We start from the raw sequence: 19297 nt of genomic DNA, 5'->3' as shown, positions 1-19297 counted from the left end.
GGGATCCAGAGGCCGAAGCCACCCCGACCCCGAAAGGTCTCTAGACGAGGCGGCGGTCGGCGGCCCAGCGCGAGAGCTCGTAGCGGTTGGACATCTGGAGCTTGCGCAGCACGTTCGAGACGTGGGTCTCCACCGTCTTGATGGAGATGAAGAGCTCCTTGGCGATCTCCTTGTAGGCGTAGCCCCGGGCGAGCAGGCGCAGCACCTCGCGCTCGCGGTTGGTGAGCTGGTCGAGCTCGGGGTCGGCCACCGGAGCGTCCGGCCGCGCGGCGAACGCGTCCAGCACGAACCCGGCCAGCCGGGGGCTGAACACCGCGTCGCCATCCGCCACCCGGCGGATCGCCGCGGCGAGCTCGTCGGGCGAGATGGTCTTGGTGACGTAGCCGCGCGCGCCGGCCCGGATCAGGCCGATGACGTCTTCGGCCGCGTCGGAGACGGAGAGGGCGAGGAAGCGGACCTGCGGGTGGGTGCGGCGCATCGCCTCGAGCACGGCGCGGCCACCGCCCTCGGGCATGTGCACGTCGAGCAGCACCACGTCGGGCTCGAGCGCGGCGATCCGGGAGACCGCCTCGGTCACGGTGCTCGCCTCGCCGATCACCTCTACGTGCACGCCGAGCTCGGCGCGGACGCCGGCCCGAAACATCGCGTGGTCGTCGACGAGGAACACCCGCAGCCGCCGCTGCTGCTCGGTCTGGTCGGTCATGATCCGTCCTTCCCAGTGGTGACGGTCTCTCGGCTCGTCGGCATGAACAAGCGCACCTCGGTGCCGTCGCCGGGCTCGCTAATGATCTTCGCGCGCCCGCCGTGCCGCTGCATCCGCCCGATGATGGAGCCGCGGACGCCATGCCGATGATCCTCCACCGTGGACGGGTCGAAGCCGGCGCCCCGGTCGCGCACGAACACGCTCACCTGGTCGGGCTCCACCTCCGCGTAGAGGGAAACGGTCTGCACCTTGGCGTGACGGGCCGCGTTGACCAGGGCCTCGCGGGCGGCGGCGACCAGCGCGCCGACCTTCTCGTCGGTCTCCCGGTCGCCCACCACGACGGTCTCCACCGTGATCGCGTACGTATCTTCGACCTCGGCCGCCACCTGCTCCAGCGCGGCGGAGAAGCGCTCGTTGGGCGAGGCGATCGGCTTGTACAGCCAGTTGCGCAAGCTCCGCTCCTGCCCGCGGGCCAGCCGCTGCACCGCCTTGACGTCGCCGGCGTTGCGCTGGATGAGGGCGAGCGTGTGCAGCACCTGGTCGTGCACCATCGCGGCCAGCTCGGCCCGCTCCATCTCCCGGATGCGCCCCTCGCGCTCGGTGCGCAGCTGGTTGTACGTACGCCACAGCACCGGACCGGCCACCACCGCCACGCCGGCGAGGCCCACCAGCGCGAAGATGATGCCGTTGATCACGGCGCCGAAGTTTTCGGTCGGCGAGTAGACCGCGATGACCCCGATGATGCCCACCGAGACGAGCACGCCGCCGCCGATGAAGCGGAGCAGGAACGCCCGCCGGTCGCTCTCGTCGACCACCGCGCCCAGCCACGGCACGCGCGGCAGCGTCTCGCTCCACTGGCGGCGCCGCTCCGGGTCGGACTCGTGCCAGATCACGCCGGCGCCGACCGCGATGATCGCGACGAGCCAGCCGGCCAGGCCGGTGACGCCGAGCGCGCCGAAGCCGAACACGAGCGTCTGCACCAGGATGAGGCCAAGCCCGATCGCGACGAACGGCAGCAGGTGCATGAAGTTACGCCGCGGCGGGGCCTCGGCCGTGCGCACCTGGAGGGGCAGCACCGCCCAGAACGCCGCATATAGAAGCAGCCCCAGGCCGCTGAGCGGGAGGAGGACCACGAAGGCGATGCGCACCCGCACCGGGGGGATGCCCAGGTGGCGCGCGATGCCCGAAGCCACACCCGCGACCACCCGCTGGTCGCGGGAGCGGGTGAGGCGGGGCTGCTGGGTCCCGACGGTGACGATCGCTCTGCTCCCTCGCTGCTCGATGCCTGTTCACCGATCGTCACACGCCGGACAGGCCCCTGGCCACGGGGACGCCCCGGACATTGGCCACGAAGATCTCAGGGTGGCGTCAGGGTTGCCGCCTGAGGCTGTTCGGGTGGGGTAGCGGCGAGGATCGAACACATGACGGATGAAGGTGCCCAGGCCCGCCGACCGGAGGGCGACGACACGACCAAGCCCTCGCCCGGGACGCCCGCGCCTTCGGAGGCCGGAGCCTCGGCGGGTGCCGCCTCCACGGCGGGCGACGAGCCCACAGCCGAGGTGCGGCCGGACGAGCCGACAGCCGAAGTGCGGCCGGACGAGCCCACAGCCGAGGTGCCGGCGGGCGACCGCTGGGCGGCTGACCCGACGCTCAAGGACACGCCCGTCGGGGCCGAGCCGCCGGGCGCGGGCCGGCAGGCGCCGCCACCTCCCGGCGCGGCCACTCCGCCGCCGCCACCACCGCCACCGCCGGGCGCGGGCCGGCAGGCACCGCCACCTCCCGGCGCTGCCACTCCGCCGCCGCCACCGCCGGGCGCCGCCTTCACTTCGCGGTACGGGCTGGTCCGGCCACGCCAGGGCCGCTACGTGGCCGGTGTGTGCGCGGCGATCGCCCGGGCCACCAACACCGACCCGGTGCTGTGGCGGGTGCTCCTCGCCGTGCTGGGCTTCTTCGGCGGCATCGGCATCCTCGTCTACCTCGCCGCGTGGCTCATCATCCCGGCCGAGGGCGACACGGCCTCGCCGGTGGAGTCGATGCTGGGCCGCGGCCGGTCGAGCATGTCACCGATCATGGTGATCATCCTCGGCATCCTGGTCGTGGTGATGTTCGGCCTGATCGTGACGGACGGCTTCCGGGCGGTGGTGCTGGGCGCCGCGGCGCTCATCGGTGGGGCACTGCTGCTCAACCGGAAGCCCGGCCGCTCCGCCCCGGCGGCACCCGGCGGGGGTGGGGTGCCGTTCGGGGCGGGGCGGCCATGGCAGCCGACCCCTCCGCCGTACCCGCCGCCGCACGGTCCCGGCGCTCCCGCGCCGGCCGCCGCCGGGCCGTACCCGTCGACGGCCACCTTCCCTCCCCCGCCCTCGGCGCCGTATCCGCCGGTGCCTCCGAACCCTCCGGTGCCGCCAATGCAGCCTCCAAGCCCGCCGCCGATGTCGCCGCCCCCGCCGCACCGGTCGGGCCCGTATCCGCCGGCACCGCCCCGCCCGCCCGGACCGCCCGGGCCCCCGCCGGGTGGCTACCGCCCGCCGTTCGCCCCGCACGGGCCGTACGGCGGACCCGGTCCCTACCCGCCCAGCTACAGCGGGCCGCCGGCGCCACCGCCCAAGCCGCCCAAGCCACCGAAGGAGCGCTCGCCGCTCGGCGCCGCGACATTCTCGATGATCTTCGTGGCGCTCGGCGTGGTGGCCGCGTTCGATCTGGCCAACGTCATGCCCATCAAGCCCTCGACGTACTTCTTCGGCGTGCTCCTGACGATCGCGCTCGGCCTGCTGGTCGGGGTCTGGTTCGGCCGGGCCCGCTGGCTGATCGCGCTCGGCTTCATCGCCGCGGCCGCGCTCGGCATATCCACGATCGCGGAGTCACAGGTCGGCCAGTACCAGGCCACCGGTGGCGACCAGTACTGGCAGCCGGTCAGCGCGCAGGACATGCCCACGCGGTACGAGCACAACTTCGGCAACGCGGTGCTCGACCTGTCCAAGGTGGACTTCACCGACCAGGACAAGGTGCTGAGCGTGCACCTGAGCTTCGGCGACCTCGAGGTCATCCTGCCGCCCGACGTGGACGCCACCGTGCGCGCCGAGGTCAACGCGGGTGACGCGGACATCTTCGACAGCAAGACGAGCGGCTTCCAGAACTCGCCCACCGACATCGTCGACCTCGGTGCCGACGGCGAGGGCGGCGGCAAGCTCAACATCACCCTCAAGGTCAACGCGGGCTCGGCGGAGGTGCACCGATGAAGCCGCACCGTACCGATGGCGTCTCCCTGACGTTCGCTCTGGTATTCCTCTTCATCGCCGGCTGGTGGTTCATCGCCCAGCTTTTCCACCTGCCGCTGCCGGCCGTGGGGTGGTTCGTGGCCACCGCGCTCATCCTCCTCGGGGCGCTGGGGCTGATGGGCGCGCTCCGCTCCGGCAAGGGTGAGCCACCGCCGCCGGCCGAGCCGCCCGCGCCGGAGCCGGCGCTCGTCCCGGTCAGCGGCCTACCCGCCGAGCTGCACGCCGACATCGTGCGGGAGCTGCTGGCCGGCCCGCAGGTGCCCTACCTGCCGCCGGTCAGCGCGGCCCCGGCTCCGGAATCGGCTCCCGAGGCACCGAAGCGCGACAAAAACCCGGGCTGACGGACCATCACGATCATCAGGGCGTCTCACACATGTGGGACGCCCTGATGGCGTAAGGAATGCCGCCTATGCTGGGCGCGTGACTCAGACCCGCACCGCCGCCCGCGCCGCCCGCACCCTCGCCTCCGAGCTGGCCCGGCACAACGGTCCGAAGACCGGCCTCGTGGTCGGCGCGCACGGCCGCTCCGCCGTGCTGACCGCCGCCATCGAGGGCATGTTGCCCGGCGACACGCTCACCGTCGTGCCGGCGGAGGCATCCGGGGTGGGCGCCCTCCGCGACCACGTCGCGGCGCAGAGCCGGTGGGTGACCGAGCGGGTACGCGTCGCGGACTCGCTCGCCGAGGCCGACCCGGCCCACGTCGTGATCGTCGCCGAGCCGCTGGAGGGCTCCGCCGAGGAGGCGCGGGCGTCCATCGAGGGCCTCACCAAGTACCTCGTGGAGGGCGGTGTGCTGGCGGTGGCCACCGGGCTCACCGGGAGCGCCGCCGCCGAGCTGGGCCGGCAGGCCGCGCTCTTCGGCGTCGGTTCCGACCTCGTGGTGCGCAACAACCCGCCGCTGCGCGTCCACCGCCTGCGCTTCACCACCGCGGAGACGGCACTGGCCAGCCACCTCGCGCCCGCGTACCGGCCGTCGAGCGTGCCGATGAGCCGCGCCATGCACATCGACTCCAACGGCGTGGCCGCCGCCGGCATCGCGCTCGGCCTGGCCGCGCTGACCCGGGTCGCCCGCCCCAAGTCACGGCTGTGGCTGGTGCCGGCCCTGGCCGCCGCGCCGGTGGCCGCGTTCTTCCGCGACCCGCAGCGCGACGTGCCCGAAGACCTGTCGGCGGTCGTGGCGGCCAGCGACGGCAAGGTGCTCTCCGTCGAGCGGATGCGCGACGACCGGTTCGGGCCGGACGAGTTCCTGCGGGTGGCGGTCTTCCTGTCGGTGTTCGACGTGCACGTCAACCGCGCCCCGGTGGCCGGCCGGGTGGTCGACTACTTCGTCACTGACGGCGGCTTCGCCGCGGCCATGCGGCCGGAGGCCGAGCACAACGTCGCGGCGTACACGGTGCTGGACACCGCCCGCGGCACCGTGGTGGTGGCCCAGCGCACCGGGCTGGTGGCACGCCGGATCGTGCAGCGCGCGCCGGTGGGCGCACTACTGGCGAAGGGCGAGCGGTTCGGCCTGATCCGCTTTGGCTCCCGGACCGACGTCTACCTGCCCGCCGAAGCCGCCGAGCCGCTGGTTGCACCCGGCGACCGCGTACTGGGCGGCGCCTCGGTGATCGCCCGCTGGCTCTGACCCTTCGCCGCCACGGGGGATGAGCAGCACGGCAGGTCTCCGCGCTGCCGACCACTCGCGGGGCGAATCATCGGCAAAGCCGGCTGGTGCGGGGGCCAGCCGGCCTCGACGAGCTTGTGGCGCTACGCGGCGTGGCGGTGGCGGAGCCAGAGCACGGGGCCGCTGAGCAGGTAGCCGACCACGATCGCGGCGAAGGTCAGGCGTGGGTCGACGAGCGCGCCGACCACCGGCAGCAGCCAGAGCCACGGTGGCAGCCGGAACAGGCGGCCGATCTTGGCGTACGGGAAGCTGGACACCATCGCGAACGCCAGCAGTGCCACGCCGGCCAGCTGGGCCGGACCGGACAGGGGCAGCTCGATGAGCACCCCGACGGCGAGCACCGCCGCGACCATCGTGGTGGGCACGCCGCAGAAGAAGCGGCCGTCCTTGGGTGAGACGTTGAAGCGGGCCAGCCGGATCGCGGCGCATCCGGCGACGAGCGTGCAGCCGGCGGCGGCGGCCGCGGTGGGCACCGTGCCGGCCAGTGACGCGTACACCACCACGGGCGCGGCCAGGCCGAACGAGCACATGTCGGCGAGCGAGTCCATCTGCGCGCCGAACGGGCTGACCACGCCGAAGCGGCGGGCGAGCGCGCCGTCGAGGCCGTCGAACGCCACGCAGGCGACGAGGCACACGGCGCCGGCCCGCACGTCGCCGCGCATGGCCAGGAAGATGGCGAGCAGGCCGAGCGTGAGGCTGCTAAGGGTGCAGGCGTTGACCAGCGCGAACATGGCCCGCCGGGCCGGCGTGTGCTCGCCAGGGAGGAGCGGGATCGGGCCGCCGCTGACGGCCGCACCCGCGGGAGCCGGGCTCACCGGCAGAAGCGACTCGATCTCGTCGTCGGTCACCGACTCGTAGTGGGCCGGCACGACAACCGTGGAGCCTGCGCTCGACTGCGGCCGGCGCCGGCCGACGCGGACCAGCAGGACCTGCCGGGCGAACGAGCCGCTGCGGCGCAAACGCCCTGCCCAGCGGCGCCCTCCAGGGCGTGGACTGTCCGTCGCACGACGCCGGCGCCAAGGGGCTCTCGGCACGTATCCCTCCATGACCGGATCGGTCTCTCCGCCGCCTCGGCGGCCGTCCGGTCGCATGCGGCCTACACCATCGCACAGTCCGGATGGGCTTGGCGATAGCCTCGCCAGCGTGCCTGGCGGGCCGCTGACTACGAACGCAGCCACATATTCTAGCCGGTGCCGCCCAAACCGGCCGTCAGGTGCGATAACCCGGCAGCCGCGACGTCGGTCAACGGCAGCCGCGCCGCCTCGGCCACGCTCCACCAGGCCGCCCGCGCGGTCGACCCGCCGGCCGCCTCGGTCACACGGGGCTCGGTGGGCGTGTCGACCCGTACCCGATAGGTGGCCCGCACGGCGTGCCAGTCGATCGGGTAGCCCTCGGGGCCCAGCGCACGCGGATTGCGGTGGTGGGTCACGTCGAGCAGGTCGGTTACCCGACCGACCTGGTCGGTCTCCTCGGCGAGCTCACGCAGCAGCGCGGCGGCCGGCTGCTCGCCGTGGTCGGTCCCGCCGCCGGGCAGGTGCCACTTTCCGGCGCCCGGGTACCCGTCGGCGATCAGCGTGAGCAGCAGGCGGCCGGCCGGGTCGGTGGCGACCCCGTACGCCGCGAACCGCTGACCCTGTGACGGTCGCGGGTCCACCGGCGGCGGGGTGGCACGCGCGGGGGCCGTGACCGGCTCCGGGGGCTGGCCGAGCAGCTCGGCCGAGAACGGCAGCAGGGGCAGGCCGGGCAGCTCCGCCGGAGCGATCCAGGCCGCCAGGTCGGTGGTGCCGTCCGGCTCGTCGCGCAGTGTGCCGCCACGCACGGCCACGTCGTAGACCACGCGGTCGGTGTGCTTGTCCCACAGCACGTCGGAGACGACGGCGCGCAGCCCGGTGACGGTCACGGTGAGGCCGGTCTCCTCGGCGAACTCGCGTACCACCGCGTCGGCCGGGTGCTCGCCGTGGTCGATGCCGCCGCCCGGAATCTGCCAGACCCCCGGCAGGTCGGCGGCCGACGAACCGCGGACCAGCAGCACTCGCCCCTCGCCGTCCCGGCAGACGCCGTAGGCGGCGATCCGTCTCAAAGGCGCGCCGCGCGCATGGCTTCGGCCGTGACCTCGGTCAGCTCGTGTGCGGCCAGCGCGTACAGCTCGTCGGGGCGGAACCAGCGGGCCTCGGACGTGGAGCCGCCGACGTCGCCCACGCTCGGCGGGGCCGGCGCCTCGACCTCCACGCGGTAGAACGCGCGCACGCCGTGCCAGTCGATCGGGTAGCCCTCCGGGCCGAGCGAGGCGGCGTCGCGGTGGCTCGCCACGCCCAGCAGCTCGACGAGCCGCCCGCGCTGCCCGGTCTCTTCCAGCAGCTCGCGGATGAGCGCCGCGCCGGGCTGCTCTCCGTAGTCGGTGCCGCCGCCGGGCAGGTGCCAGCAGCCCGCGCCCGGGTAGCCGTCGGCGACCTTGGTGAGCAGCACACGGCCGGCGGGGTCGGTGGCCACCGCGTACGCCGCGAAGCGCTGCGCCCGGTGCAGCCCGTCGGGCCCGGGCACGGCGTAGAACGAGGGGAAGTCGGGTGCCTCGTCGGGGCGCACGTCGACCGCGGCGGCGGGGAGCCCCAGCGCGCTTGCCGTGAACGGCCGCAGCGGCAGCCTCCCCGCGGCGTCGATCGTGTGCCAGCGGGCCAGGTCGGTGGGCTGGCCGACGCGGTCGCAGAGCGTGCCGCCACGCACCGCCACGTTGTAGATCAGCCGGTCGGTGTGGATCGTGATGCCGCGGTGCGGCAGCGCCCGCATGTCGGCCAGCACGTCGCGCAGCCCGGTGACGCTCACCGAGAGGCCGGTCTCGGCCGCGGTCTCGCGGACCACCGTGTGGTTGGGGTCTTCACCGTGGTCGACCGCCCCGCCCGGCAGCGACCAGACGCCCGGCGTGCCGGAGCGCGGGGAGGCGCGCACGAGCAGCACCTGACCGTCGGAATCGGACACGACGGCATAGGCCGCGATCCTGCGGAGCGGCTCGAGCGCGGGGGTCACAGGGGGGCATTCTTCCCGAATGAGGTGACAAGTCTATGACCACAGTCAGATTCCTGACAGAAGGCTAAACCGGAATTCGGGTCCAGCACCGTCGTGCTCACCCGCGGCCCCCATCCCTTTCGATAGGTAACGTCAGCCCGTCGGGGACGTTTCAGGGTAGTCATCCGGGCGCTCACCGAGGTCGCCGAGCGGCCCGGCGCGGACCGTTGAGACATGACCGAAAACCCTCCCTACAAGCAGCTCAGGCGGCCCACCACCGACCGCATCATCGCGGGCGTGGCGAGCGGCCTCGGCCGTTACTTCAACGTCGATCCGGTGCTCGTTCGCGTCATCTTCGCGGTGGCCGCGCTGCTCACCGCCGGGGTGGCCGCGCTCGCGTACCCGGTGATGTGGTTTCTGATGCCGGAAGAGCCCGCGGACGCGCCCGCCTGGCCGGTGCACCCGCCGACCGGCCCGAGCGCCTAGCTACTCCCACTCGATCGTGCCCGGGGGCTTGCTGGTCACGTCCAGCACCACGCGGTTTACCTCGGGCACCTCGTTGGTGACGCGGGTGGAGATCTTGGCGATCACCTCGTACGGCAGGCGCGACCAGTCGGCCGTCATGGCGTCTTCGCTGGAGACCGGGCGCAGGACGATCGGATGGCCGTACGTACGGCCGTCGCCCTGCACGCCCACCGACCGCACGTCGGCGAGCAGCACGACCGGAAACTGCCAGACGTCGCGGTCGAGCCCCGCGGCGGTGAGCTCCTCGCGGGCGATCAGATCGGCGGCGCGCAGCACGGCAAGCCGGTCGGCGGAGACGGCGCCGATGATGCGGATGGCCAGCCCCGGCCCCGGGAATGGGTGGCGCCACACCATCGCCTCGGGCAGGCCGAGCGAGAGGCCCAGCTGGCGCACCTCGTCTTTGAAGAGCGTGCGCAGCGGCTCGACCAGCGAAAACTTGAGGTCGTCGGGCAGACCGCCGACGTTGTGATGTGACTTGATGTTGGCGGTGCCGGTGCCGCCGCCGGACTCCACCACGTCGGGGTAGAGCGTCCCCTGCACCAGGAACTCCACGTCGCCCGCCGCCGCGACCTCCCGCGCGGCGGCCTCGAACACCCGGATGAACTCACGCCCGATGATCTTGCGCTTGTCTTCCGGGTCGGTGACCCCGTCGAGCGCCGTGAGGAAACGGTCGGCCGCGTCGACCACCTTGAGCTTGATGCCGGTCGCCGCGACGTAATCCTGCTCGACCTGCTCGGCCTCGCCCGCGCGCAGCAGCCCGTGGTCGACGAAGACGCAGGTGAGCTGGTCGCCGACGGCCTTGTGGACGAGCGCGGCGGCCACCGCGCTGTCGACGCCGCCGGAGAGCGCGCAGATGACCTCCTTGTCGCCCACCTTCTCGCGGATCGCGGCCACCTGGTCGTCGATGATGTTGCCCATCGTCCAGGTCGGCTCGATGCCGGCGATGTCGTACAGGAAACGGGTGAGCATCGCCTGCCCGTGCGCCGTGTGCGCCACCTCCGGGTGGAACTGCACGCCGGCACGCCGGCCGGCCACGTCTTCGAAGGCGGCCACCGGCGCGCCCGGCGACCCGGCGGTGACCGTGAACCCGGTGGGTGCCTCGGTCACGCAGTCGCCGTGGCTCATCCACACCGACAGCTCGGCGGGCAGGTCACGCAGCAGCACGCCGGCCTCGGGACGGGCGGCGAGCGCCGTGCCGCCGAACTCACGCCGGCCGGTGTGCGCCACCGTGCCGCCGAGCGCCTGCGCCATCGCCTGGAACCCGTAGCAGATGCCGAAGACCGGCACGCCCGCGTCGAAAAGCTTGGCGTCGATCTGCGGCGCGCCCGGCTCGTACACGCTGGAGGGCCCGCCGGACAGGATGATCGCGGCGGGGTCTTTGGCCAGCATCTCGGCGACCGGCATCGAGTGCGGCACGATCTCGGAGTAGACCTTCGCCTCGCGCACCCGGCGGGCGATCAGCTGGGCGTACTGGGCCCCGAAGTCGACGACCAGGACCGGGCGCGGTGTGCTCATGCCCGTCCTCGCTTCGCTGCGGGCGGGCACGAGACTCCCCACGCGCTGAGTTTGATGATTCGCTCGCTCCGCTCGCTCATGTGCGTGAAGCCTACCGGCGCAGTGCCGCCGGGGCGTGTGGCGGCACGGCTGGTGTCGCGGGCGCCACTGGGGCGATCCGCGCGTAGGGCGAGCCGAGCGGTGGTCGGGGATCGATGCCGCCGCGGTTGGGCCAGAAGGACATGGCGCGCTCGGCCTGGGCCGTGATCGTGAGCGACGGGTTGACGCCGAGGTTGGCCGTCACCGCCGCGCCGTCGACCACGTGCAGGCCGGCATGGCCGTAGACCCGGTGGTACGCGTCCACGACGCCGTCCTCCGGGGTGGCGCCGATCGCCGCGCCGCCGAGGATGTGTGCGGTCATGGGCACGTTGAACGCGTCGGTCACCGCGCCGCCGGGCAGGCCGCCGATCTCCTCGGCGAGCAGTCGCACCGCCTCGTTGCCGGCCGGGATCCAGGTCGGGTTGGGCGCGCCGTGGCCCTGGGTCGTGCGCAGCCTGCCGCGCTTGTACAGCGTGGTCAGCGAGTTGTCGACCGACTGCATGACGAGCGCGATCACCGTGCGCCTGGACCAGTCGCGCACCGAAAGCAGCCGCAGGTAGGTGAGCGGGCGGCCGGCGATCGTGCCCAGCCAGCGCAGCGGGCGGCGCGGCCCGCCGTCGACGAGGGCGGACTGGAGCAGCCCCATCACGTTCGAGCCGCGGCCGTAGCGCACGGGCTCGATGTGCGTGTGCTCGTCGGGGTGGAAGGAGCTGGTGATGGCCACGCCCTCGGTGAAGTCGAGCCCGCGCCGGCGCGCGTCCGGGCGCAGCACGCCGGCGCCGAGGATCGCCTCGGAGTTGGTGCGGGTGAGCGCGCCGACCCGGTCGGAGAGGTGGGGCAGCGTGCCGGACGCCTTCATCGCGTGCAGCAGTCGCTGGGTGCCGAGCGCGCCGGCGGCGAACACCACCTGGTCGGCCTCGAAGACCCGCCGGGAACGGCGGAACCACGCACCGGTGCGGGCCGTCTCCACGCTATAGCCCGATCCCGCCGGGCGCACCGCGACCGCCGTGGTCAGCGGGTGCACCTCGACGCCGAGCCGCTCGGCGAGCCAGAGGTAGTTCTTCACCAGCGTGTTCTTGGCGCCGTGGCGGCAGCCGGTCATGCACGACCCGCAGTGCAGGCAGCCGGTGCGCTCCGGCCCGGCACCGCCGAAGTACGGGTCGGCGACCCGCTCACCCGGCCGCCCGATGTGGACACCGACGGGCGTGGAGTGGAACGTGTGCCCGACACCCATCCGCTCGGCCACCGCGCGCATCGCCCGGTCCGCGGCGGTGTCATGGGGGTACGTGGTGACGCCGAGCATCCGCTTGGCCTGGTCGTAGTGCGGGGCCAGCTCCGCGCGCCAGTCGGTGATGTCGCGCCACTGCGGGTCGGCGTAGAACGGTGGCATCGGCTCGTAGAGCGTGTTGGCGTAGTTGAGCGAGCCGCCGCCCACCCCGGCGCCGGAGAGCACGAGCACACCCGCGCCGGCCTCGCCGCGCGCCGAGCGGAGCAGCGTGATCCGCTGGATGCCGAAGCAGCCCAGCTTGGGTGCCCAGAGAAAACGCCGGGTGCGCCACGAGGTCTCTGGAAACTCGCTGTCCGCGAAGCGCCGCCCCGCCTCCAGCACAGCGACCGAGTAGCCCTTTTCGGCCAGCCGCAGCGCGGCCACGCTCCCACCGAAGCCAGACCCGATCACCACGACGTCGTAGCGCATATCAGCCATCATTACTCACCAGTAGCTAGCACACCAGAGCACCGACCGGGCACGATGCCACTCTATGACTCGGCGACGATGGATCATCTTGGGCGCGGCGGCGCTGGCCGCGATCGTGCTGCTGGGTGGCGGCGCGGTGGCGGTGGGGTACGCGCTGCGCGACCGGTACGAGATCGGCACCGCCGACCTCTTCGGCACCGCCAGCCCGTCTCCATCGGCAACCCCCAGCCCCACGCCACCGCCCGGCGCCGACATCACCGGCCCGCTCAACATGCTCATCGTCGGCGTGGACACGCGCGAGGACGATCCGACCTGGGAGCCGCACGCCGACGCGGTGACGATCCTGCACGTGGAGCGCGGGCTGAAGACCGGGTACATGGTCTCGCTCCCCCGCGACCTGCTCGTCGACGTCCCGGCCTTTCCCAAGTCGAGGTACCGGGGCGGGCGCACGAAGCTCACCGAGGCGATGAGCAACGGCAGCCGGCGGGGCGACGCCAGGCCCGACGTGGCGCAGGGGTTCCAGCTGTTGGCCCAGACGATCAGCCGGTACACCGGGATCAAGCGGTTCGACGCGGGTGCGGTGCTGACGTTCACCGGCTTCCGCAAGCTCGTCGACGCGCTGGGCGGGGTGGACATCTACGTCGACCAGCGCACCCCGTCCCAACACCTGCGCCCGGACGGGCGCGGCCGCTCGGCCGGCGGCGGGCCGGCCGGCTACGGCGGCCCGCAGATGGTGTACGAGGTGGGCATGCGCCATCTGGTCGGCTGGCAGGCGCTGGACTTCTCGCGGCAGCGCTACCTGCCCGGCGGCGACTACACCCGGCAGCGGCACCACCAGCAGCTCGTCCGTGCGGTCCTGGCCAAGGCGCTCAGCCTCGACGTCGCCCGCAACCCGCTGGAGTTCGACCGGGTGCTGCGCGCGCTCGGCAAGACCCTGACCTTCGACGGGCGGGGTCGGCCGGCACTCGACTACGCGTCCGCGCTCAGCGGCCTGCGCCCGGAAGGGCTGAAGCTTGTGGTGCTGCCCGGCGCCGGCGTGGGGCGCGGCTCGGGCTACCGGGGCGAGCAGCTCACCGCGGAGGGCCGAAAGTTCTTCCCCGCGCTGGTGGCCGGCCGAGCGGACGCGTACCTGCGCACCCACCCGGCCGTGGTAACCAAGAAATAGCGCGCCCTACCCGGGGATCTCCGGGGGTGACTGGCCGATCAGCCATGCGTCGAAGAGGCGGTCCAGCGACTCGCCGGAGACCCGCTCGGCGACCGTGATGAAGTCGGCGGTGGTGACGTTGCCGTTGCGCTTTTCCGCCGTCCACGTCTTGAGGATGCGGAAGAAGTCGGTGTCGCCGACCTCCAGCCGCAGCGCGTGCACGGCCAGCGCGCCGCGCTTGTACACCGCCCGGCCGAAGAGGCCCGCCCGGCCCGGGTCGGCGGTGGGGTTCTTCCAGTCGGTGTCGGCGTACTCGCGCTGGAAGCTCTCCTGCACCGAGAGGCCGCCCTCCTCCTCGGTCCACAGCCACTCGGCGTAGCTGGCGAAGCCCTCGTTGAGCCAGATGTCCCGCCACTGCGCGACCGAGACGCTGTCGCCGAACCACTGGTGGGCCAGCTCGTGCGCGACCACCTCGGTGAACGGGCCCTGCTTGAAGAACAGGCCCCCGTAGACCGGCCGCGACTGGGTCTCCAGCGCGTACCGGATGCGGTCGTCGTCGACCACCACGCCGCCGTACGCCTGGAACGGGTACGGGCCGAACTGGGTCTCCAGGAAGTCGGCGATCTCGGTGGTCTGTGCCATCGCCTGGTCGGCCGGGCTGCCCGGTCTCAGCTTCGAGTCGATGGCGGTGAACACCGGCTTGCCCTTGTGCTCGCCGGTCTCCACCCGAAACTTGCCGATCACCAGGAACGCCAGGTAGCTGGCCATCGGCACCTTCTCCGACCACTTCCAGGTGGTCCAGCCGCCGCTGTCGGCGTCGCCGCCCGGCACGCCGTTGCTGAGCGCGGCCAGCCCTTCCGGCACGGTCGCCTCGACGTCGTACGTGGCCTTGTCGATCGGGTGGTCGTTGACCGGAAACCAGGTGCTGGCCGACTCGGGCTGGCCGAGCGCGATCGCACCGTCGTCGGTGTGCAGGAACCCGCCTTCGCCGAAGTCAGGGCTCTTGATCGGCACCGGCTTGCCCGAGTATCCGATCTCGACGGTGAACTCGGCGTCCTTGGCGATCCCGCCGGACGGCGTGACGACGAGCTCGGCGTCTTCGCGCTTGTCCTCGGCGTCCGCGCCGTCGACCTTCACCGAGCTGACCGACATGCCGACGAAGTCGAGGTTGAACCTGGACAGGTCTTCCGTCGCGGCCGCCGTGATCGTGGCGGTGCCGGTGAGCTCGTCGGTGCTCGGGTCGTACTTGACGACGAGCTTGTAGTGGCGCACGTCGTAGCCGCCGTTGCCGTACGTCGGGAAGTACGGGTCGCCGACGCCGTCCTCGCCCGGCTTGAAGTCGCGCTTGGCCGCCTGAGGCGAACTCGGCGGCGATTCGGGAGCGGAGTCGGTGCAGCCGCCGGCGGCCAGCGCTACGACGGCCGCGGCGGCCAGGATCCTGCGATTCACGTAGGGAGCGTCCTCTCTCGCGCCGAAAGCGACAAGAAAGTCCATCGTCTCGTCGCGGGCAGGCGCCGCGACGATATCGCTACCTGTCGAGGACCAGGCCGACCCGCTGGAACTCCTTGACGTCGCGGTAGCCGCACTTGGCCATCGCCCGCTTGAGGCCGCCGAAGAGGTTGAGCTGCCCGTCCGGCGCGTCGGCCGGCCCGTACAGCACCTTTTCCAGGCTGCCGAGCGGCTCGTCGGCCACCCCGAACGCCCCGCGCGGCAGGTTGGGGTGGCTGGCGGCCGAGTGCCACCACGCGCCCATCCCCGGCGCCTCCTCGCTGAGCGAGAGCGGCTCGCCGAGCATCACCGCGTCGGCGCCGCAGCCGAGCGCCTTGGCGATGTCGCCCGATGTCTGGATGTCGCCGTCGGCGATCAGGTGCACGTAGCGGCCACCGGTCTCGTCGAGGTAGTCGCGGCGGGCGGCCGCCGCGTCGGCGATCGCGGTGGCCATCGGCACCCGGATGCCCAGCACGGTGTCGGTCGTGGACCACTCGTCGGCGCCCACGCCCACGATCACGCCGGCCGCGCCGGTGCGCATGAGGTGCAGCGCCGTCTTGTAGTCGGTGCAGCCACCCGCGATCACCGGCAGGTCGAGGTCGGCGATGAACTCCTTGAGGTTGAGCGGCTCGTCCGTGGTGGAGACGTGCTCGGCGGAGACGAGCGTGCCCTGGATGACCAGGATGTCGACTCCGGCATCGAGGATCACCGGGGCGAGCGCGAGCGTGTGCTGCGGCGAGACCCGCACGGCGACGGTCACCCCACCCTCGCGGATCGCACGCACGCGCTCGGCGATCAGCTCGGGGCGGATCGGCTCGGCGTACGCCTCCTGGAGGCGCCGCGTCGCGGGTGCGTCCTCGTCGAGCGAGGCGAGCTCTTCGAGGACCTTCGTCGGGTCTTCGTAGCGGGTCCACAGGCCCTCGACATTGAGCACGCCGAGGCCGCCGAGGCGCCCGAGGGCCACGGCCGTCGCCGGGCTCATGGTGGCGTCGGAGGGGTGGGCCACGCACGGGATGTCAAACGGGTACGCGTCGAGCTGCCAGCCCGTGGACACGTCGTCGACGTCCCGCGTGCGGCGGCTCGGCACGATCGCAATATCGTCGAGGTGGTATCCGCGCTGCGCGGTCTTACCCAACCCGATCTCCACCACGTCACGCACGGGTCGCTCCTATCGCGTGTGGTAGTTGGGCGCCTCGACGGTCATCTGGATGTCGTGCGGGTGGCTCTCCTTGAGCCCGGCCGCGGTGATCCGGATGAGCTGACCGCGACTGTGTAGCTCGGGGATGCTCTCCGCGCCGACGTATCCCATGGCCAGCCGGAGGCCGCCGATCAGCTGGTGGGCGACCTGCGACAGCGGCCCGCGGTAGGGCACCTGGCCCTCGACGCCCTCGGGCACCAGCTTTTCCTCGCTGAGCACGTCGTCCTGGAAGTAGCGGTCCTTGGAGTAGGACCGGGCCTGCCCGCGCGACTGCATCGCGCCGAGCGACCCCATCCCCCGGTATGCCTTGAACTGCTTGCCGTTGATGAACAGCAGCTCGCCCGGGCTCTCCTCGCAGCCGGCGAGGAGGCTGCCGAGCATTACCGTGTCGGCGCCGGCCACCAGGGCCTTGGCGATGTCCCCGGAGTACTGGATGCCGCCGTCCGCGATCACCGGAACGCCGGACGGACGGCAGGCCCGGGTGGCCTCCATCACCGCGGTGATCTGCGGCACGCCGACACCGGCCACCACCCGCGTGGTGCAGATCGCGCCCGGCCCCACGCCGACCTTGACCGCGTCGGCACCGGCGTCGACCAGCGCCTTCGCACCCGCGAACGTCGCCACGTTGCCACCGACCACGTCGACCGTGGTGTCCTTCTTCAGCCGGGCGACCATCTCCAGCACCGCGCGCTGGTGACCGTGTGCCGTGTCGACGATCAGCACGTCGACGGCGGCCTCGACGAGAGTCCGGGCCCGCTTGTACGCGTCTTCGCCCACGCCGACCGCGGCGGCCACGCGCAGCCGGCCGGCCGGGTCCTTGGTGGCGTCCGGGTACTGCTCGCTCTTGGTGAAGTCCTTTACCGTGATCAGCCCGCGCAGCCGGCCGCCGTCGTCGACGATCGGCAGCTTTTCCACCTTGTGCTGGCGCAGCAGGGCGAGTGCCTCGTCCTTGGAGACCCCGACCCGCGCGGTGACCAGCGGCATCCGGGTCATGATCTCGTGGACCGGCGTGCCGCCGTCGGTCACGAAACGCATGTCGCGGTTGGTGACGATGCCGAGCAACGTGCCGTTGGCGTCGGTGACCGGCACGCCGGAGATCCGGTATCGGCCGCAAAGGGCGTCGACGTCGCGGAGCGTGTCGTCCGGGCTGCACGTGATCGGGTTGGTCACCATGCCCGCCTCGGAGCGCTTGACCTGGTCGACCTGGAGCGCCTGGTCTTCGATCGAGAGGTTGCGGTGGAGCACGCCCAGACCGCCCTGACGCGCCATCGCGATCGCCATCCGCGCTTCGGTCACCGTGTCCATGGGACTCGACATCAGCGGGATTGCCACGCTGACGTTGCGACTCACCTGGGTAGCGGTGTGCACCCGGCTCGGGATGATCTCGGATTCGGCGGGCTGGAGCAGCACGTCGTCGAACGTCAGCCCGATCGGCACAGCCTCGGCGGAAGGCAGGTTATCCACAATTGGGTCCTCTCGGTGGCACGATGGTTCATCGTACCCATCGCCCGGTCCGCCCCTCCGCGCCTACCTGCGGCTCGTCGGGTTACGACGCCGTCTGATCGTGCGGCCAGCGCCGCGTGTCATCACTGAGCCTGATGGTTGTGCTCGCAAGCTCGCACAACTCAGCATGCGCGGCACACGCGGAGAGCTGGGTTGCGACTACGGTGGAGGGGTGCAGCACGACGAGCCGATCGACCCGTTCAACGGCGATCCCGCTGACCCGTCCGCGGGCCTGGAGGACCTCGGTGAGGACCCCCAGCTCGACCCGCTGTCCGACGCGGAGCGGCAGGACGTGCTGGAGGACCTGGCCGACCTCGAGATCTACCAGGCTCTGCTGAGCCCCATCGGCATCCGCGGGCTCGTGATCGAGTGCGAAGACTGCCACGAGCCGCACTACTTCGACTGGGACCTGCTCCGGGGCAACCTGCGCCATCTGCTCAACTCGGGCCGCCCGAGGGTGCACGAGCCGGCGTACGACCCGGATCCAGACCACTACGTGACCTGGGAGTACGCCCGGGGGTACGCCGACGGCGTGCACGACACCCTCTCCGAGGGCACCGACGAAGACTAGGGGCTAGGCGACCAGGCCGGCGCGAAACCCGGCCGCCACGGCGTGGGCGCGGTCGCGCGCGCCCAGCTTGCGAAACAACCGCCGGGCGTGGGTCTTGACCGTGTCTTCGGAGACGAAGAGCTCGCGCCCGATCTCGGCGTTGCTCTTGCCGTCGGCCATGCCGCGCAGCACCTGGAGCTCGCGCTCGGTGAGCGTCATGCGCCGAGCCACCACCTCGGGCCGGTCGCCGGCGCGCGGGCCGACCCGCCAGCTCGGGCCGGTGTTGGGGCTGCCACCGGGCGGCCGGCCGGGGCCGCCGGGGCCTACGTCGAGCTGGTCACCGCGCTGCACCGGCACCATCGAGGGCGGTGGCTGGGTGCGCGAGAGCGGGCCGTTGGTGGGGCGGGCGGCGGGGGCGCCCGCGGCGGGTATCGCCTGGTCGGCAGGGGGTTCGCCAGCCACGGCCACCGCTTCGCCGGACCGTGACACGGCGGGACGGGTGGCGGCTGGTCGGGCCGGCTCGGGCAGGCAGAGCAGCAGCGCCTTGGCGACGATGCTCACCAGGTCGTGGTCACCACCGCCGCGGAGCACGCCACGGGCGCCGGCGGCGATCGTGGCTGCCGCCACGCGGGGATCTTCGGCGCCAAAGAGGATGATCACCGCCCCGGGCGCCCGTACTAAGGCCCGCCGGGTGAAGCCGACGCTGTCCCGCCGGGTCAGCGCGGTATCCGCGAGGATTATGTCGGCGGGGCGCTCGGCCAACCGCATTAAGGCTTCGGTCTCCGACACGGCCGTTCGCACGGCGCCGCTCATCCCGAGACGGGCGGCGGCGGACGCGACGGTCTGGGCCGCGAGCGGTGTCCGGACACACACGAGGACGGTACGCACTGTGATCCTCCTCTTCCTCTGAGGAGGAGACCACGGAAGCAACTGATCATTACGGGCTTTCGGACGAAA

16 protein-coding genes and 1 pseudogene are annotated in these 19297 nt (G+C 72.4%); 6 read left to right on the top strand and 11 right to left on the bottom strand.

The window, feature by feature from the left end:
• Nucleotides 1-40 precede the first annotated feature (40 nt).
• Both AC5L36_RS05320 and AC5L36_RS05315 read right to left on the bottom strand, forming a co-directional pair.
• Nucleotides 41-703: a response regulator gene (locus AC5L36_RS05320; RefSeq protein ID WP_441214208.1), complete on the bottom strand. Its 663-nt coding sequence runs from the start codon at nucleotides 701-703 to the stop codon at nucleotides 41-43.
• Nucleotides 700-1962: a PspC domain-containing protein gene (locus AC5L36_RS05315; protein WP_441214483.1), complete on the bottom strand. Its 1263-nt coding sequence runs from the start codon at nucleotides 1960-1962 to the stop codon at nucleotides 700-702. Before AC5L36_RS05315 ends, AC5L36_RS05320 begins: the two co-directional genes overlap by 4 nt.
• Nucleotides 1963-2124: 162 nt before the next feature.
• Here AC5L36_RS05315 and AC5L36_RS05310 point away from each other — a divergent pair, with 162 nt between their 5' ends.
• The 3 genes from AC5L36_RS05310 to AC5L36_RS05300 all read left to right on the top strand — a co-directional run bounded on the left by AC5L36_RS05310 (nucleotide 2125) and on the right by AC5L36_RS05300 (nucleotide 5604).
• Nucleotides 2125-3939: a PspC domain-containing protein gene (locus tag AC5L36_RS05310; RefSeq protein WP_441214207.1), complete on the top strand. Its 1815-nt coding sequence runs from the start codon at nucleotides 2125-2127 to the stop codon at nucleotides 3937-3939.
• The gene (locus AC5L36_RS05305; RefSeq protein WP_441214206.1) at nucleotides 3936-4319 is read left to right on the top strand and encodes a hypothetical protein; all 384 of its coding nucleotides are present in this window, start codon (nucleotides 3936-3938) and stop codon (nucleotides 4317-4319) included. The genes AC5L36_RS05310 and AC5L36_RS05305 overlap by 4 nt, the downstream gene beginning before the upstream one ends.
• Before the next feature lie 79 nt (nucleotides 4320-4398).
• Nucleotides 4399-5604: a phosphatidylserine decarboxylase gene (locus tag AC5L36_RS05300; RefSeq protein ID WP_441214205.1), complete on the top strand. Its 1206-nt coding sequence runs from the start codon at nucleotides 4399-4401 to the stop codon at nucleotides 5602-5604.
• 122 nt (nucleotides 5605-5726) lie between these two features.
• Here the strand turns inward: AC5L36_RS05300 and AC5L36_RS05295 are convergent, their stop codons facing one another.
• The 3 genes from AC5L36_RS05295 to AC5L36_RS05285 all read right to left on the bottom strand — a co-directional run bounded on the left by AC5L36_RS05295 (nucleotide 5727) and on the right by AC5L36_RS05285 (nucleotide 8664).
• Entirely contained in the window at nucleotides 5727-6602 is an 876-nt protein-coding gene (locus tag AC5L36_RS05295; protein ID WP_441214204.1) for a CDP-alcohol phosphatidyltransferase family protein, read from the bottom strand.
• A gap of 224 nt (nucleotides 6603-6826) precedes the next feature.
• The gene (locus AC5L36_RS05290; protein ID WP_441214203.1) at nucleotides 6827-7723 is read right to left on the bottom strand and encodes an NUDIX hydrolase; all 897 of its coding nucleotides are present in this window, start codon (nucleotides 7721-7723) and stop codon (nucleotides 6827-6829) included.
• Nucleotides 7720-8664, bottom strand: coding sequence for an NUDIX domain-containing protein (locus tag AC5L36_RS05285; RefSeq protein WP_441214202.1), 945 nt, complete (start codon nucleotides 8662-8664; stop codon nucleotides 7720-7722). Before AC5L36_RS05285 ends, AC5L36_RS05290 begins: the two co-directional genes overlap by 4 nt.
• Before the next feature lie 213 nt (nucleotides 8665-8877).
• Between AC5L36_RS05285 and AC5L36_RS05280 the strand changes: the two are divergent.
• A pseudogene (locus AC5L36_RS05280) lies at nucleotides 8878-9209 on the top strand (PspC domain-containing protein).
• Here the strand turns inward: AC5L36_RS05280 and guaA are convergent.
• On the bottom strand, nucleotides 9130-10683 hold the full coding sequence (guaA, locus tag AC5L36_RS05275; protein ID WP_441214201.1) for a glutamine-hydrolyzing GMP synthase: 1554 nt from the start codon (nucleotides 10681-10683) through the stop codon (nucleotides 9130-9132). The pseudogene AC5L36_RS05280 and the gene guaA overlap by 80 nt on opposite strands.
• A gap of 91 nt (nucleotides 10684-10774) precedes the next feature.
• Nucleotides 10775-12457 (bottom strand): FAD-dependent oxidoreductase, encoded by a 1683-nt coding sequence (locus AC5L36_RS05270; protein ID WP_441214482.1) that lies wholly within the window; start codon nucleotides 12455-12457, stop codon nucleotides 10775-10777.
• Nucleotides 12458-12521: 64 nt separating this feature from the next.
• Between AC5L36_RS05270 and AC5L36_RS05265 the strand changes: the two genes are divergently transcribed.
• On the top strand, nucleotides 12522-13622 hold the full coding sequence (locus tag AC5L36_RS05265; protein ID WP_441214200.1) for an LCP family protein: 1101 nt from the start codon (nucleotides 12522-12524) through the stop codon (nucleotides 13620-13622).
• Between the two features lie 6 nt (nucleotides 13623-13628).
• Here the strand turns inward: AC5L36_RS05265 and AC5L36_RS05260 are convergent, their stop codons facing one another.
• From AC5L36_RS05260 to guaB, 3 genes are all read right to left on the bottom strand, one after another.
• Nucleotides 13629-15050 (bottom strand): M1 family metallopeptidase, encoded by a 1422-nt coding sequence (locus AC5L36_RS05260; protein ID WP_441214199.1) that lies wholly within the window; start codon nucleotides 15048-15050, stop codon nucleotides 13629-13631.
• Between the two features lie 79 nt (nucleotides 15051-15129).
• A complete protein-coding gene (locus tag AC5L36_RS05255) occupies nucleotides 15130-16248 on the bottom strand; it encodes a GuaB3 family IMP dehydrogenase-related protein (RefSeq protein WP_441214198.1) in 1119 nt (372 codons plus the stop codon).
• A 9-nt stretch (nucleotides 16249-16257) separates the two neighbouring features.
• Nucleotides 16258-17751 (bottom strand): IMP dehydrogenase, encoded by a 1494-nt coding sequence (guaB, locus tag AC5L36_RS05250; protein WP_441214197.1) that lies wholly within the window; start codon nucleotides 17749-17751, stop codon nucleotides 16258-16260.
• Nucleotides 17752-17917: 166 nt separating this feature from the next.
• Between guaB and AC5L36_RS05245 the strand changes: the two genes are divergently transcribed.
• Entirely contained in the window at nucleotides 17918-18361 is a 444-nt protein-coding gene (locus AC5L36_RS05245) for a DUF5319 domain-containing protein (protein WP_441214196.1), read from the top strand.
• A gap of 3 nt (nucleotides 18362-18364) precedes the next feature.
• Here the strand turns inward: AC5L36_RS05245 and AC5L36_RS05240 are convergent, their stop codons facing one another.
• Entirely contained in the window at nucleotides 18365-19228 is an 864-nt protein-coding gene (locus AC5L36_RS05240) for a response regulator transcription factor (RefSeq protein WP_441214195.1), read from the bottom strand.
• Nucleotides 19229-19297: the final 69 nt, after the last annotated feature.

The sequence above is a fragment of the Phytohabitans sp. LZ39 genome, assembly GCF_059359075.1.
This window is presented reverse-complemented; position numbering and strand designations above follow the sequence as displayed.